The sequence below is a fragment of the Phycisphaerae bacterium genome (assembly GCA_035384605.1).
GTDB lineage: Bacteria > Planctomycetota > Phycisphaerae > UBA1845 > PWPN01 > JAUCQB01.
Genome location: DAOOIV010000014.1, coordinates 1 through 14,440, shown reverse-complemented (window position 1 = coordinate 14,440; position 14,440 = coordinate 1). Strand labels below are relative to the sequence as shown.

Genomic DNA, 14,440 nt, shown 5'->3' with positions numbered 1-14,440 from the left:
CGTCGCCTTGGCCGTTGTTGTCGCGATCAAAGCACCTGCACAGGCCGGTCACGCTTTCCGAACCGGGCCCGGTGAAGCATGCCTGAAACCTGGCGAAGTCCGCCTGGTCCACGTCCTGGTCCGCATCCGCGTCTGCGAAAGGCGTTGGGCACGGACAGACGGTCGTCGCGCAGTCGGTCCCGAACCCCTGAAACGTGCCCGGACAGGCATCAAAATACGTGTTGTCAGCACACTCGCCGGTCGGCTTGCAGCAAGCTCCCTGGCACGTCGACGAACCGCATGTCGTGTTCGGACCAACGAACTGGCCGCCTGCACCATCGCACACGCCGGGCTCCGTGACCCCACATCCTCCGCCAGGCAGGCAACAGGCACCCGGCGCGCCGTAACCCATGCCACCGGACAAGGCAATGCCGTCGTACACGAGCCACTTGGCGCCCCAAGCCAGCTTACCCAATCCGTCGCACCTGTCGTACTCGGACTTGAGACACGTCCGGTTGCCTATGCAAGCGCCGTTGCTGTCCATTCTGCAACCGATGGAGGCACCGGCATGCAGCTTGTTGAAATGCCCAAGGTACTGGCGTTTGAGCCCTGTCACCGTGCTGGTGACCGCTTCGTATGTGCCGTCGCCCATCGGAGTGTTCTTGGCGTACATCGTAATGTCGACGGTATTGGTCTTGACAATCATCGTCACCGTATTGATCTTCGCTCCGAGCACGAAATACTTGCCCTCGGCCGTTGTCGACCACTGTGCGTTCTCTCCGCTCGGGCCGGGATGACTCGGATGGAGAATCCGCCACTTCAGGCCGTCATAGAACGACAGATGGTAGTTCGTGGGCTTCTGGTTGGCCGCGTCCTCACAATGACAGGGATTGTTGTCCAGCAGTGCGTTCATGCCCACGGCGATGGCCGTCCGCACATTAGTCTGCAACGGGGGACAGAACGGCGCTGTGGTCCGCGTCTCATAGGATTGACAAATGAACGGCCACGCCACCGGCACGCTCGCCTGTCCGGGGGGGCAAGAGGAATTGCAGTTGATACAACCCGTCCCGTCATCCGCCCCAACCAGGATATAATCCATCGGCGATCGGTTCCGGTTCGGCTCACCGGTATCCAGGAACAACTCGATGACGCCGACGTCCCAGAAAGCATGGAAATTCGACGTGACCCCACCGCTGACGTCGTACCTCAATATCAGCGGATGCTCGTCGGTGCCAACAACCGCAGTGTATTCGTCCGAGCCGAAGGTGTATCGGATGTGACCGCTCAAATCGATGGTGGCCTGGCCGAGATCCCCGTACGGATACCTCGTCCCGAGCGGGTAAGACGTAAACAGTTTGGTGTCCTCCTCGCCCTTGAACTCGACCCCGCACTCCGACCCCGTGTCATTGATTCTCGAGGTGCGCGGAAACGCCTGACGAATCAACATCCAGCTCCAGTCCTGGCCGGGACATGGTTCAGGAGGAGGAGGCGGGCAGGCCGGGGCGCCGTTGCAGATCCGGTCCACATCCTCGCAGTGGATCGCCGCGGAATGACATGCCGGCGGATCAGGCGGGTACGAGCTGTTGCACCATGTGTCAGCCCAGGCCTGCGCCGAAATCAAACCGATACATGCCGCGAGAATCAGAACAACCTGTCGATTCATCATCCAATCCTCCAAGAAAAACTTGCCTCACTTCACCCTGCGATTCACTGCGGGACCGGGCCGGCCTGACGCCGCTCTCGATCCCGGCCATGCCGCTAACACTTGCCAACCAACTCTCGCTGTTCGCGGCTTGCCACCGACGCAAGCCGACGCATATTCAGCATCCCCAGTTTGAGTCTGCATGCAGAGCTATATGACACCCCGTCGCCCTTCTCGGCGAATACGACCATAACCCGGCAAAGCCATGGGAACGACACCTACCGCCGCCGAATCACCGCCGCGATGCCCAAACCCAACAAGGCGACGGTCACAGGCTCCGGAATCATCGCCACCGGGCCCAGGTAAGTTTCTTGCGCTCTGACGCTGTCGTAGCGTGCTTTCACCTGAACGCTGTAGATCGTGTCCCCCGCCACGCCCGTCACCGTCGTCGTTCCCCACTGTGCGTCCGTTCGCCAGACAGGGCTGCCGCCCACGCTGCCATCGGCCTGCAACCAGTCCGATCCCAGCGTGTAACCGCCGCCGCCGACCGTGATGGCATATTGGGCAAAGAGGTTGCCGGAGTTGCCCCCCGGGTCCACGTTCACCTCAAAGCTGCTTGGCGTCTGATTCCCGAGGATCGGGGCCGGGGGCACAAACGTGTGATAACCGACCACGTCATCCCAGTACGTAAGAAGGCTGCCATTGCTCGTGTTCCTGTCGCTATGAAGAAACACAGTGATCGTCGTGGCGGTTGCGTTGCCGCCAGCCAGCGTCGAGCCGGAAGTCGTAACCATCTGATGCCATTGCTGCTTTTGCGAGCCCAAAGGCAGCCAGTTCATTAAGACAGTGGCATCCAGAGCAGCGGTTCCGCCGTCCCATGCCACCCGAATGGACGTCTCGTTGTAAGTGCCGGCCGAATCCGGCCAGACCCAGCCGCCAAACATGAAGGCGTCGCCGACGTTTGCGTCGATCGTCTGCCGGATGCCAAAGTAAGCGGCGTTATTCGTCGCGTTGCCGGCCAGTCTCTGCGACGATAAGCCACCATGTACGACCGTCGTCTCCTTGCTTTGCTGGGCCCCACTCAGTCCTCCGTATGAGTAGTAGGTCCAAGGCACGGCCACGACATTGGGATAACTCCCGGCAAAGGGGTCCTCCATCCCGCCGTTCTCCAGCAGGAAGCCTCCCACCGCCGGCGACAGCAGCAGCTCAAACCCCACAAAGGCAACCAGTATATTTGACAGGTTTTTCACTTTTGACCCTCCTCGTGCCATTGTTGTGTGCCCGCTTACCGAAACCTTGAACAACCCGTTCGACGTTCCAGAAGGCCGGCGATGCCCGACAGGTATCAACTTGGGCTACGCACTAAGATCGCGCATCGACATGCCGTTCCCCAGCACTGCGGCGCGGCTCGATAGACGGATTTGACTGACCGCGCTCATGGGGCCACTTCCACCTGTGATGCGCTGCCCACACCCGATTCCGGAGGGCACCTCTCGCAGCCATTGGCCAGAATATCGGATTCCGGCTCTTCTGTCAACAGAAAAAGCGGAAAATCTGTATGCGCGCGCCCTGATAACGCCAGCCCGGGCATATTTCCATCTATAGCTTAATAAACCAAGTGAAAATAGTCGACTTGGAACAAATTGAAACGGCGCATCATGGGCATACACACATGTCTAGCAAGATCTTAGGAATCACACCTCAATGCTCCACGGATCTCCTGCTTGCCAAGAATGTTAGGCGCAGTTCCTTCTCCCTTCGGGTTACCCACTCTGCCAACGATTCTCCCCTTTGGGCAGGCGCCGCACTGGACCGCTGCGCCCGCAACCTTACGCCGACTCCATCGTCTTGCGACTCGTCCGCTCCGCTTCCCATGAGTCGACCAGGTGCTGCCGCAGCACTCTTTTCGCTTCTGTCGCGTCTCCGCTCAGCATTGCGGCCAAAACCTGGCGATGCTCGGCAATGCTGCGTTCTTCCCGCTGAACCCAGTCCGGCCCTCTCCGAATAGTGGCCTGCAGCATCAATACCGGAGCGTGACGGTACGCGATGACCAATGGCTCGTTGCCGGCTGCCTCTATGAGAGCCTGATGGAAGCGCCAATCGGCTTCCACCGTGCTCAGGTGGTATTCCTCGTCAACCAATTGCGCCAGCAAGTCGCACGCTGCCGAAAGCCGCTCCAGATGCGACGGCGTGTTCAGCCCGCTGGCGCAGATAATGTCGATCGCACAGGCCTCCAGCGCCACCCGAACGAGCAGGCTGTCGTGTTCATCTTTCTTGGTGAGCACTGGCACGATGTACCCGGTCTTTTCACCGCGCCTGATCAGCCCTTCCGATGCCAGCCGTGCAAATGCCTCCCGGAGTGCCGTACGGTTCACCCCCAGCCGAGCCGCCCACTCCACTTCGGCCAGCCTCGACCCCGGAGGAATCTGCTGAAGAATCAAATGGTGGCGAAGCTGGACGTAGGCCACGTCTCGCTGGTGCTCTTCGCGCATTCGGCCAAGGCCTGTGATCTGGTTAGTCGGTTGTTGCCTGGTTGTCTTCACCGTTCTCATACCGCTGAGTGTAACAATTTGTCGACGTAAAAGCACCTCATTCTGACGCCAGAAATTGCGTAATTCTGGACCCCGGGCTAGCTCCCAAGTAGCTGGAATTCAGCCAAATAGAAAAATCTGTACAAAGGCTGCCACCTTCCACCTTGTTCGGCGACCCGATCAATCCCGCATGATGGCCCCCGACCAGCCTGCCGGCATCGCCCTAAAACAGTCCGAATTTGACCTCCTGATGGTTCGCTCTTGGCTACCACACGATGCCCGCCGGGAACCAGGCAACCATTCCGAATAATCATTCGCCCGACCAACCGGCTCTCATCGACGGTTCTGCCTCTAGGAGTACATCGCTCGCCCTACGCAGAATACGTTCCCTGACAGGTACGGGCAGGTCTGCCAGAAGATGGGCAAAGGCTCTCCTGAAGGCTGAGACATAGTTTTTGGCGGCGGCGGCAAGTCTGTTCGGTCGACCGTCGGGCAGGCGACCGCCGGTAAAGGCAAGTCGGGCCATACCCGCCGCTATGCAGTCATCGCCGGAGCATTTACGCGGGAACAGCTCCTCCCAAACGCCCTGGTAGCAACGAGTAAGTGCCGTCTGGATATCCAAAGCCTGCTCCCGCCGAAGGCGGCCCAGGCGAACCATCTCATCAAGGTCGCGGACGCAAAAAGCCAGCGGGATGATTGCGTCAAGGGGAAGCAGTTCGTCACGCTTGTGCTTCAGATCCTGGCCGATACGATACGCGGCGATTCCCATCTGACGCGCGATCATCAACCGACACGCGGCCGCCAGCGATTTGTACGCGCCCTCGATTTCGTTCTTGGCCGCCCAGTAGCTCCAGAAATCCCTCACAACGTCACCAGGGCGGCTTCTCTTCAGGTGAGTCGCGATGATCGTCGGATCGTAGAGCAGAACATGACCCGCTGCCTTCAGCCGAGCGACAAGTTCAACGTCCTCGTATGCCCGCAGGCATCGCTCGTTGTATAACCCCACATCAAGGACGGCGTCGCGAACGAGCATCGTGCCACCGTGAAGCCATCGAGGATCGTAAGAGCGCCGCATGCCGAAGCTCAATTTCATGTGAACCGCTCGCCAGCGATCGGCGATGGTATCCGTGTGTTTCTCCACAACCCGGCCGCAACATCCAACGATCCTCCTTCTACCCTCGAAATTCTTGAGCATCCTGGCAAGCCAATCGCGAGGCGCGATCTGGTCAGCGTCCAGCGACGCCACCAACTTGCCCCGTGCCGTCCTGATAGCGGTGTTGCGGGCCGTTGCGACCCCCCTGTTCTCAGGGTGCCTGACCAGCGCGAAGCCGGCTTGACGCGCAATCCGAGGCGTGTCGTCGGTGGACCCGTCGTCGACGACGATGAGTTCGTCCGGCCGAGGTCTCATCCGAAGGACGGAAGCCAGGCAACAAGCCAGCGTCCTCCCAGCGTTGTAAGCTGGCACATAAAGGCTAACTGTCTGTCGGTTTTTCGCCACCCCTGCTCCCTATCAGGCGAACTGCTATCACCAAGTTCATTTCCAGCCATCGCCGAGACGACCCGGCCACGTGGAGTTGCCGATGTACTATCGGACAAGCTGAGAACAGGGACGTGCAAATTGTACCGCGCCGACCTCCCGTCAGGCGATGGTACCAGATCCCGCCTCAGCTTCGACGGTCACGATTCCAGGAGCTACCTTTGGCCGGTTGCGCTGCAGAAATCCCGGTGTTCGTTCAGGCTCGAATGACTTCGCAGCGCCTTCCCGGCAAGGTAATGCTCGATGTTGCCGGCCGACCGTTACTGGCCTACCTGATGGAGCGCTTGGCGCATTGCCATCGAGTCTCCACCGTCATCGTCCTAACGTCACGAGACGCTTCCGACGACCCCGTGGCGGATTTCTGTCAGCAGCGGGCCTTGAAGTGCTTTCGGGGCGACCTGGATAACGTGGCGAGGCGATTCGCCGATGCCCTTGACCATTACGGCTTCGAGGGATTCGTGCGCATCAGCGGCGACAGCCCACTGCTGGATCAAGCCCTGGTTGACCGATCCGTGGACGCCTTCTTAACCGGCAACCACGACCTGGTCACGAACGTCTTCCCCAGATCTTACCCAACGGGGCAGTCGGTCGAGGTGGTTTCCGCGCCGGCTTTCAGGCGGGCATTGTCCAGGATGTCGAAACCCTCGCATGTCGAACACGTGACGTCTTACTTCTATGAGAATCATCAAGCATTCAGCATACTCAATATCAGTGCACCCGCGCAACTCAGGGAGATCCGCTTATCGGTCGATACTAGAGCTGATTACGAGGTCTTCTGCCGGATCGTGGGGCTGATGGAAAAGCCGCACTGGCAGTACAGCCTGTCGGAGGTTGTTGAACTCTACCGGCGCGGGGCGGCTCAGGCAGGCTTGGCCGCTTTGACATGAGCAAGCTCAGAGTGGGCATCATCGGCTTGGGGGTTGGTGAGCGGCACATCGCCGGTTACCGGGAGCATCCAGGCTGCGAGGTGGTCGCCCTGTGCGATTTCAACGAGGACAAACGACGAGAAGTCGCCGCCCGCCATCCGGGCGTAGCGATGAAGGCAAATGCAGAAGAGGTGCTGGACGATCCGTCCGTCGACGTGGTGTCGATCGCGACCTACGACCATTTTCACTTCGAGCAGGCCGCACGGGCAATCCGCAACGGCAAGCACGTATTCGTGGAGAAACCGATGTTCCTGCGCGAAGAGGAAGGACGACAACTACGAACACTGCTGGAGGAGCATCCCGGCACGGTGCTGTCGTCGAATTTGGTGCTGCGGATGTCGCCGCGGTTCACCTCGCTCAAGAACATGATCGATACCGGCAAGCTGGGCGAGCTGTACTACGCGGAAGCCGACTACAACTACGGACGGCTGCACAAACTGACGCAAGGATGGCGCGGGCAAGCAACCTATTACTCCGTCGTGCATGGCGGTGCGGTCCACATGGTGGATCTGCTGCTGTGGCTGACCGGCGACACAATCGTGGAAGTGCAGGCTTACGGAAACCGGATCTGCTCGAAGGACTCGGCCTTCCGGTTCGATGATATGGTGGTCGCCTGCCTGCGGTTCGAAAGCGGAATGGTCGGAAAGGTGACGGCGAATTTCGGCTGTGTGATGCCGCATTTTCACGGTCTGACGGTTTACGGCAGCCGTGGAACATTCGTGAACGACCGAGACTGCGCCCGGTTGTATCAGTCGCGTGAGCCGGCCGATCCGGTGCAGGAGATCCGGACCGAGTACCCCGGTGTTCACAAGGGCGACCTGATTCGCAGCTTTGTGAACGCGATTCTGGAAGGAACCCGGCCGGCGGTAACCGCGGACGACGCGTTTAGGGCAATGTCCATCTGTGTTGCCATCGAGCGGGCAACCAGGCAGGCCGGCGCGGTCGAAGTGAACTATCTCTAGGCAAAGCTGATGAGACAGATACCGTTTGGACGTCCGATGATTGACGAAGCGGAACGGCGGGCGGTGGCCGAGGTGCTGAACGACGTCACCCTGACGCACGGGCCCCGGGTGAAAGAGTTTGAGCGGGCCTTCGCGGCCTTCACGGGTGCGCCGGCCGCGGTGGCGACGGCTTCGTGCACCGCATCAATGCACTTGGTGTATATGCACCTGGGCCTCGGGCCCGGCGATGAAGTCATCGTGCCGACCCAGACGCATACCGCCACGGCTCATTGCGTGGAACTCGTCGGGGCCAGGCCGGTGTTTGTGGACTCTGAGCCGAAGACCGGCAATATCGACATTTCTCGCATCGAGCCGCTGATCAATGAGCGAACCAAGGCCTTGGCCGTGGTCCACTATCTCGGCCTGCCGGTGGACATGGACGCGGTCATGGACATGGCGCGGCGTCACAACCTGTTCGTTGTTGAAGACTGCGCCCTGGCGCTCGGCACGTATTACCGGGGCATTCACGCGGGTCTGCTTGGCGATGTAGGCTGCTTCTCGTTCTATCCGGTAAAGCACATCACCACCGGCGAGGGCGGCATGGTCATCTCCCGCCACCGGACGGTCAACGAATCAGTCGCCAGACTGCGGGCCTTCGGCATCGACCGGAACGTGGTCGAGGACCGACGCGTGCCGGGTATGTACGACGTACAGGGACTCGGGCTGAACTATCGACTCAATGAGATCGGGGCGGCCATGGGTATCGAGCAGATGAAGAAGCTGCCGGAGTTCCTGCGGCGACGGCGTGAGAACCACGAGGCCCTTGAGGCCGCGTTGAAGGAAATACCGGGTATCGAGCTCCTGCAATCCACGCACGAGCATTTCCAGAGCTCCTACTACTGCATGGTAATGCTCCTCCAGCCGAAATGGGCGGAGCGACGGCCCGAGATCATGGAGGCCCTCAAGGCCAGGGGCGTCGGAACGAGTGTCTATTACCCCAAGCCCGTGCCGCGCATGACCTATTATCGCAGGAAGTACGGCTGCGCGGAGGACGCGTTTCCCGTCGCGTCGATGATCAGCGACCGCGGCGTGGCACTGCCCGTTGGGCCGCATGTGAATCGGGAAGACGTGGACTACATGGTGTCAGCAATTGAGGAAGTTCTTTCTGGAATCAACTGATGAGCGACTTTTCTGAACGTCGAATCGCGTTGGTTGGCGGGGCGGGCTTCATCGGCCACCACCTGGCTTTGAGGCTCAAGAGTCTCGGTGCCGAGGTGCTCGTGGTGGACAGTCTGGCGGTCAACAATCTCTACAGCCTGCATCGTGAAGGCAGGACGAACGCGAACGCCGAACTCTACCTGCGGGTAATCCGCGAACGGCTTGACCTGCTGGAGGACCGTGCCATCCCGTTGGAGGTGATGGATGCCCGCGACTACAACGGCCTGTCGCAGGTGCTCGCCTCCTTCGACCCGGACGCCATCGTCCACTTGGCGGCGGTGGCCCATGCCGGCAAGTCCAACAAGGACCCCTTTTCCACGTTCGATCACAGCCTGCGGACGCTGGAAAACGCCCTGGACATCGCCCGGGCCACAAAGCTGCATATACGCCACTTCGTCTATCTCTCATCGAGCATGGTCTACGGCAACTTCAAGACCCCCACGGTCGATGAGGACACCGTCTGCGAGCCCCTGGGTATCTACGGAGCCCTGAAATTCGCCGGCGAGAAAATCGTTATCGCCTACAATCAGGTGTTCAACCTCCCGTATACCATCGTTCGCCCCTCGGCCCTCTACGGCGAGCGCTGTATCAGTCGCCGCGTCAGCCAGATCTTCATGGAAAACGCCGCCCGGGGCCTGCCCATCACCGTCAACGGCGATGGTTCGGATCGACTGGACTTCACCTACATCGCAGACCTGGTCTCGGGTATCGTGAACGTGTTGGAGAACGAGAACGCACTGAACCAGACGTTCAATCTGACTTACGGGCAGTCGCGGTCGATCGCCGAGTTGGCCGGGATCGTGGCCGGGCACTTTCCCGGTATTAAGGTCGAGTATACGCCGAAGGATAATCTGATGCCCGACCGCGGTACCCTTTGCGTGGACAAGGCGAAGCGATTGATCGGTTACCAGCCTCGGTATCCGTTGGAGCTCGGCATGGCCGAGTACGCCCGCTGGTACAAGGAGCTGTTCGCCCCGGCCTGTGCGGCCTGAGCATCTGGCGCGGAAGATTGAAACGCTACCGGGCGGCTGCGCGCAGCGGTACCGAAAACGACGGCCACGTTGGCCCGATGGACATGGAGGTCTGCCATGAGCGGCGTTACCGATCACCTCAAGCCGGATGCCTGGTTGGCCGAGAGGCTCGGCCGTGAAACGTACCGTCTGACCGTCGATGAGGCCTTGCTCGACCCGGCCGGCGAGGCTGAACGGGACGCTCTGCTGGCGATTCTCAATAGGCCCGCGTTCGTCTACACGAAGGTCTCGCCGACTTTCATGGAAGGCCTGCGTTTTCTCCAGCGACATGATTTTCGCCTCGTGGACACCAACGTCATCTTCGAGAAGAAGGCTTATCCGGGTCGCCAGGAAACGGAAGACTCAGGGGTTCGACTGGCCAAGCCGTCGGATCGCGACGCCACCGTCGAGTTGGCCCGGAGCAGCTTCAGATACTCGCGATTCCACCTCGACCCCCAGATCCCGAGGGAAACCGCCGACCGGATCAAGGCCGATTGGGTGGCCGCATACTTCGCCGGCACCCGGGGACATCAGATGGTTGTCATCCAGGTCGACGAAGAGGTCGCGGGCTTCCTGCAGTTGCTCCGAGCCGCCGACGGATCGCTGGTCATCGATCTGATCGCCGTCGACGAACGCTATCGGCGCCGGGGACTCGGCGCGGAGATGATCGCGTTTGTGGAGTCGAGAACCCGCGCGGGCGAACTGATTCGCGTTGGCACGCAGATAGCCAATATCGCTTCCGTAAGGCTCTACGAGAGCGCCGGTTTCCGAATGACCGAGGCCCAATACGTATTTCACTATCACCATGCTTGAGGCCGCAGCATGCGAATAGGCGAGCTCGATCTGAATCAGCGAGTGATGGTGGCGGCCGAGATCGGCAACAACCACGAAGGCTCTTATTCGCTTGCGCAAGAGATGATCCTCCGGGCCGCCCAGGCGGGGGTCGACGCGGTCAAGTTCCAGACCATCGTGCCGGAACGACTCGTTTCACCCGGCGAAGAGAAACGTCTGGCAATGCTACGACGCTTCCAGCTATCGTATGAGCAGTTTGCCCGATTGCAGGAAGTGGCGACGAATGCCGGCGTCCTCTTCCTCTCAACGCCGTTTGATCTGCAGAGCGCCGGGTTTCTTGCGCCGCTCGTCCCCGCGTTCAAGATCGCCTCCGGCGACAACAACTTCTTCCCGCTGATCGACGTAATCGCCCGGACGGGCAAGCCGATCATCCTTTCGGCCGGCTTGGCGGACCTGGAGGATGTGCGTCGGACAAAAGGCTTCATCGAGCGGATCTGGACGGAGCTGGGCGTTGATCCGGGCCTGGCCGTCCTGCATTGCGTCGTCAGTTACCCGACACCCGCCAAGGATGCCAATTTGCTGGCCATTCGGAAACTGGCCTCGCTGGGCGTGACGGTGGGGTATTCGGATCATACCGTCGGCATTGAGGCGGCCGTGCTCTCGGTGGCGTGCGGTGCTCGCATCATTGAAAAGCATTTCACCATCTCCAAGACATACTCCGACTTCCGCGATCACCGATTGTCGGCCGACCCGTCGGATATGGCCGACCTGGTCCGCCGTGTACGGTTGGCCGAGGAGATGCTCGGTTCGCAGGAAAAGCGCATGCTCGAAGCCGAGCAGCCCCTGGCCCTTGCGACGCGACGCTCCATCGTGGCCGCACGGGATCTTCCGGCCGGAACGGTGCTGAAATGGGAGCATCTGGACTGGCTGCGACCGGGCGGGGGCCTGGCTCCGGGACGCGAAAGCGAACTCCTGGGCAGGCGACTGGCTTGTCCGGTGGCCAAGGGCAAACCCCTCATGCCTGACCATCTTCAACCCTGAACCTGAGGCCGACCGCCTTTTTGCGGACCGCAACCCAGGTGCTCTGCGATCCAGAAACACACGCGCAAAATGCACACCAGTTGCGACGGAAGAGACTAAACGCCCTCGGGCAAGGGCTTGTCATATCCGAACCACCTGTGAATCGGCAGATCGGTCGCCTTCTCCAAGGCGCGATGGCGGCTCTCCGCGTGAACGGCTGATGCGTTGGAAACGACGATGGCATCGCCTTTCATCATCAGCGACTCGGCCGTCTCGACGACCGGAATGCCTCGATAACGACGCCCGGGCCGCGCGAAACGGTCATCGGCGATGCACAGGACCTCAAGCCCTGCCGACTGAGCGCCGTAAACGAACGGATAGATGTTCTTGCCCAGGTCCGCGAGAATGATGCGCCGGACGCCGCTGTCGGCCAGCCGCTGCATCTGGCTCGCGATGTGCTTGACACGAAACAATGATTCGAACGCCGTCGAAGACAACCGCCAACGAGCGTAGGTCCGGCGATCGCGCGTCGCGCGAAACGCTCCGGCAAGCCGGCCCCTCCAGTAATCCCGGAGATGCCCGTTGGCTTCGCCGATCCATCGATACCGCTGCATCCAGTCCTGCCGGTAAACCTCCTCGTACTCATCGGGCAGGTAACGGGCAATAACGATTCGGTTGTTTCGGGTATCGTACCGCACCGTTCGGCCGCTGAGGCGGGCAGTGGGCGTCTTGAGGTGATCGACACCCAGATCCGTGAAGGTCTTGACCTTCCAGCCGCCTGCCGCCAGGCGAAAGCTCAGGTCATATTCCTCGGCTTGCATGAAAAACGAGCCGTCGAGCCCCCCCACGGCATCCAGGGCAGCCCGTCGAAACCCCACGCCACACCCCACAAAAACGCCGGGCAGGGCGCTGCACTCCTGCCGGCCGTCGGGCAGGTGAACGGTGAACGCCGCCGCTCCCAACCGCTTGTCGGCCCGGAACTTCTCGAACATCCGGGCAATCGCGTCCGGCCAGGGATGAGAATCGTCATCAAGAAAGACAACGTATTCCGATCGGGTCTCCGCAACGCCGATGGCCTTGGCGCAACTGCCGAGATTGCGCTCAAGACTGATCACTCGGACGTCAGGAAATCGCTCCCGGATCGCCTTGACCGTGTTGTCGCTCGACGGATTGACGCAGACGGCGATTTCGTAGTCGCCGGGAATACGATTCGGTTCGTGCAATCGGGCCAGCGTGAACAGCACCACGTCCCGGCGGTTCATCGTGGCAATGATGATCGCGACTGACGGCGTGCTGGCCATCGTTTCGTCCACTCCGATCGGGCGACGCCCTGCCTTCCTCGCGGCACGCCCGTGCTTGTGGCAGCGGGCATTATAGCCGATCAGGCCCGGGTCGAAACAGCCGCTGACTTTGCCCGATCGCAACCCCCGGTTAACATTACCTGATCAGGAATCCGTGTCGGCTGAGGATCCTCGGCCGACCGTACACGGCGTTCGGGGCCTGAACAGGCGGAGCTTTGCCATGAAAACGTGCCCTATCGCACGGGTGTTGCTGATGACCGCGATCAGCCACGGGGTAACGGGTTGGCACGTGACCCGCGCCGCGGATGTGACATCCTGCGTGATCGTCCAGGAACGCAAGCCAGTCGTTGAAATCCTCGTCGCCGGTGAGAACCCGGTGCTGGATGCGGCAGTCAAGGATCTGACGAAGTACGTCGAGCTGATTAGCGGTGCGGAACTCAAAGTCACCAGGGGAACCGAAGATCTGCCCGGTCCGACGCTGCACATCGGCGAGACTTCACTATACGACGACACGGCCGAAGCCCGAAAGCATATCAAGCTCGATGGTTTCGTGATCGCCCGGCTGGGCGAGAACCTGATCGTCGCGGGCAACATTCCCCAGGGTACGGCCAACGGCGTCTACACAATCCTGCAGGACCAGTTTGGCGTCCGCTGGTATTACGCGGGTCCGCTGTGGGAGGTCGTGCCGAAGGCGACATCGCTTGCAATCAATGTCAAACCGAATGCCCCAGGCGGAGCCTATCTGGAAAACCCCTCATTCTATGGACGTCAGATGTGGGGCAGGATGCCCTCCGACGACTTCGGACGACGAATGCGGATGACGCACGAAGGCGTCAAGCTCCCCTATCACGGGACGGGTCATGCGCTGAATCAGGTGGTGAACCCGCAGAAATACGGTGATCATCCTGAGTACTTTGCTTTCTGGGACGGCAAGCGGCACGTCGAACACGACGTACACCCCTGTTTCACCCACCCCGACATGTTCGATATCTTCATGAGATACGTTCGAGAAGGCGGAACCAATTTCGGCGTCAACGACAACCTGACGGCGTGCAAGTGCGATCGCTGTCTGGCCGTCGACGGCAAGTCCGAGCCGTACAACGGCATGTGGAACTTCTCCGAAAGCTACTTCCAGCTTATCGCCAGGGTCGCGGCACAAACGGCCAAGGAGTTCCCCGACCGCCAACTCGGCGTCTTCGCCTACCAGTTGACCACCACCCCGCCGAAGACGGTGGAGCACATCGGTCATAACGTCACCGTCGTTCTCTGCGAGGATACGGCACAGAACTTCGACCCCAAATACAAGGAGATCGACCAACGAATCGCCGCCGAGTGGGTGAGAAAAGCGGGAGCGGTGCGATTCTACGACTACGTCGGCATCAACTACTGGACACCTCGCTATTTCCCGCACATCCTGGCCGACCAGATGAGGCACATCGCCCGGATCGGCGTCCAGGGCTATGGGACACACCACGTCTCGATGATTGACACCTCAATGCCAATGTACTACTTGCTGTATCAGTTGCTCTGGAACGCCGAACTC

The 14,440-nt window shown here is 60.5% G+C and carries 12 protein-coding genes; 7 read left to right on the top strand and 5 right to left on the bottom strand.

The window, feature by feature from the left end:
• The 4 genes from PLL20_05585 to PLL20_05570 all read right to left on the bottom strand — a co-directional run.
• Positions 1-1,645, bottom strand: a 1,645-nt coding sequence (locus PLL20_05585; protein ID HPD29445.1) for a hypothetical protein, incomplete at its 3' end; no start/stop codon positions are given.
• Between the two features lie 254 nt (positions 1,646-1,899).
• A complete protein-coding gene (locus PLL20_05580) occupies positions 1,900-2,871 on the bottom strand; it encodes a PEP-CTERM sorting domain-containing protein (GenBank protein ID HPD29444.1) in 972 nt (323 codons plus the stop codon).
• Between the two features lie 579 nt (positions 2,872-3,450).
• A complete protein-coding gene (locus tag PLL20_05575) occupies positions 3,451-4,113 on the bottom strand; it encodes a GntR family transcriptional regulator (GenBank protein ID HPD29443.1) in 663 nt (220 codons plus the stop codon).
• A 349-nt stretch (positions 4,114-4,462) separates the two neighbouring features.
• Positions 4,463-5,650: a glycosyltransferase gene (locus PLL20_05570; GenBank protein ID HPD29442.1), complete on the bottom strand. Its 1,188-nt coding sequence runs from the start codon at positions 5,648-5,650 to the stop codon at positions 4,463-4,465.
• A 227-nt stretch (positions 5,651-5,877) separates the two neighbouring features.
• Here PLL20_05570 and PLL20_05565 point away from each other — a divergent pair, with 227 nt between their 5' ends.
• The 6 genes from PLL20_05565 to PLL20_05540 all read left to right on the top strand — a co-directional run bounded on the left by PLL20_05565 (position 5,878) and on the right by PLL20_05540 (position 11,617).
• On the top strand, positions 5,878-6,576 hold the full coding sequence (locus PLL20_05565) for an NTP transferase domain-containing protein (GenBank protein HPD29441.1): 699 nt from the start codon (positions 5,878-5,880) through the stop codon (positions 6,574-6,576).
• Positions 6,573-7,577: a Gfo/Idh/MocA family oxidoreductase gene (locus tag PLL20_05560; protein ID HPD29440.1), complete on the top strand. Its 1,005-nt coding sequence runs from the start codon at positions 6,573-6,575 to the stop codon at positions 7,575-7,577. Before PLL20_05565 ends, PLL20_05560 begins: the two co-directional genes overlap by 4 nt.
• A 36-nt stretch (positions 7,578-7,613) precedes the next feature.
• Positions 7,614-8,735, top strand: a complete 1,122-nt coding sequence (locus PLL20_05555; protein HPD29439.1) for a DegT/DnrJ/EryC1/StrS family aminotransferase — start codon at positions 7,614-7,616, stop codon at positions 8,733-8,735.
• Positions 8,735-9,766, top strand: coding sequence for an NAD(P)-dependent oxidoreductase (locus tag PLL20_05550; protein HPD29438.1), 1,032 nt, complete (start codon positions 8,735-8,737; stop codon positions 9,764-9,766). The genes PLL20_05555 and PLL20_05550 overlap by 1 nt, the downstream gene beginning before the upstream one ends.
• Positions 9,767-9,862: 96 nt before the next feature.
• The gene (locus PLL20_05545; GenBank protein ID HPD29437.1) at positions 9,863-10,597 is read left to right on the top strand and encodes a GNAT family N-acetyltransferase; all 735 of its coding nucleotides are present in this window, start codon (positions 9,863-9,865) and stop codon (positions 10,595-10,597) included.
• Positions 10,598-10,606: 9 nt separating this feature from the next.
• Positions 10,607-11,617 (top strand): N-acetylneuraminate synthase family protein, encoded by a 1,011-nt coding sequence (locus tag PLL20_05540; protein HPD29436.1) that lies wholly within the window; start codon positions 10,607-10,609, stop codon positions 11,615-11,617.
• Positions 11,618-11,712: 95 nt separating this feature from the next.
• Here the strand turns inward: PLL20_05540 and PLL20_05535 are convergent, their stop codons facing one another.
• A complete protein-coding gene (locus tag PLL20_05535; GenBank protein ID HPD29435.1) occupies positions 11,713-13,020 on the bottom strand; it encodes a glycosyltransferase in 1,308 nt (435 codons plus the stop codon).
• Between the two features lie 97 nt (positions 13,021-13,117).
• Here PLL20_05535 and PLL20_05530 point away from each other — a divergent pair.
• Positions 13,118-14,440: DUF4838 domain-containing protein (locus tag PLL20_05530; protein HPD29434.1), on the top strand; the 1,323-nt coding region annotated here is incomplete at its 3' end.

What these genes read in the sequence shown, in the direction of transcription:
- PLL20_05575 (HPD29443.1), bottom strand. Translation starts at nt 4,113, where the DNA reads ATGCGCGAAGAGCACCAGCGAGACGTGGCCTACGTCCAGCTTCGCCAC.
- PLL20_05560 (HPD29440.1), top strand. Translation starts at nt 6,573, where the DNA reads ATGAGCAAGCTCAGAGTGGGCATCATCGGCTTGGGGGTTGGTGAGCGG.
- PLL20_05555 (HPD29439.1), top strand. Translation starts at nt 7,614, where the DNA reads ATGATTGACGAAGCGGAACGGCGGGCGGTGGCCGAGGTGCTGAACGAC.
- PLL20_05550 (HPD29438.1), top strand. Translation starts at nt 8,735, where the DNA reads ATGAGCGACTTTTCTGAACGTCGAATCGCGTTGGTTGGCGGGGCGGGC.
- PLL20_05545 (HPD29437.1), top strand. Translation starts at nt 9,863, where the DNA reads ATGAGCGGCGTTACCGATCACCTCAAGCCGGATGCCTGGTTGGCCGAG.
- PLL20_05540 (HPD29436.1), top strand. Translation starts at nt 10,607, where the DNA reads ATGCGAATAGGCGAGCTCGATCTGAATCAGCGAGTGATGGTGGCGGCC.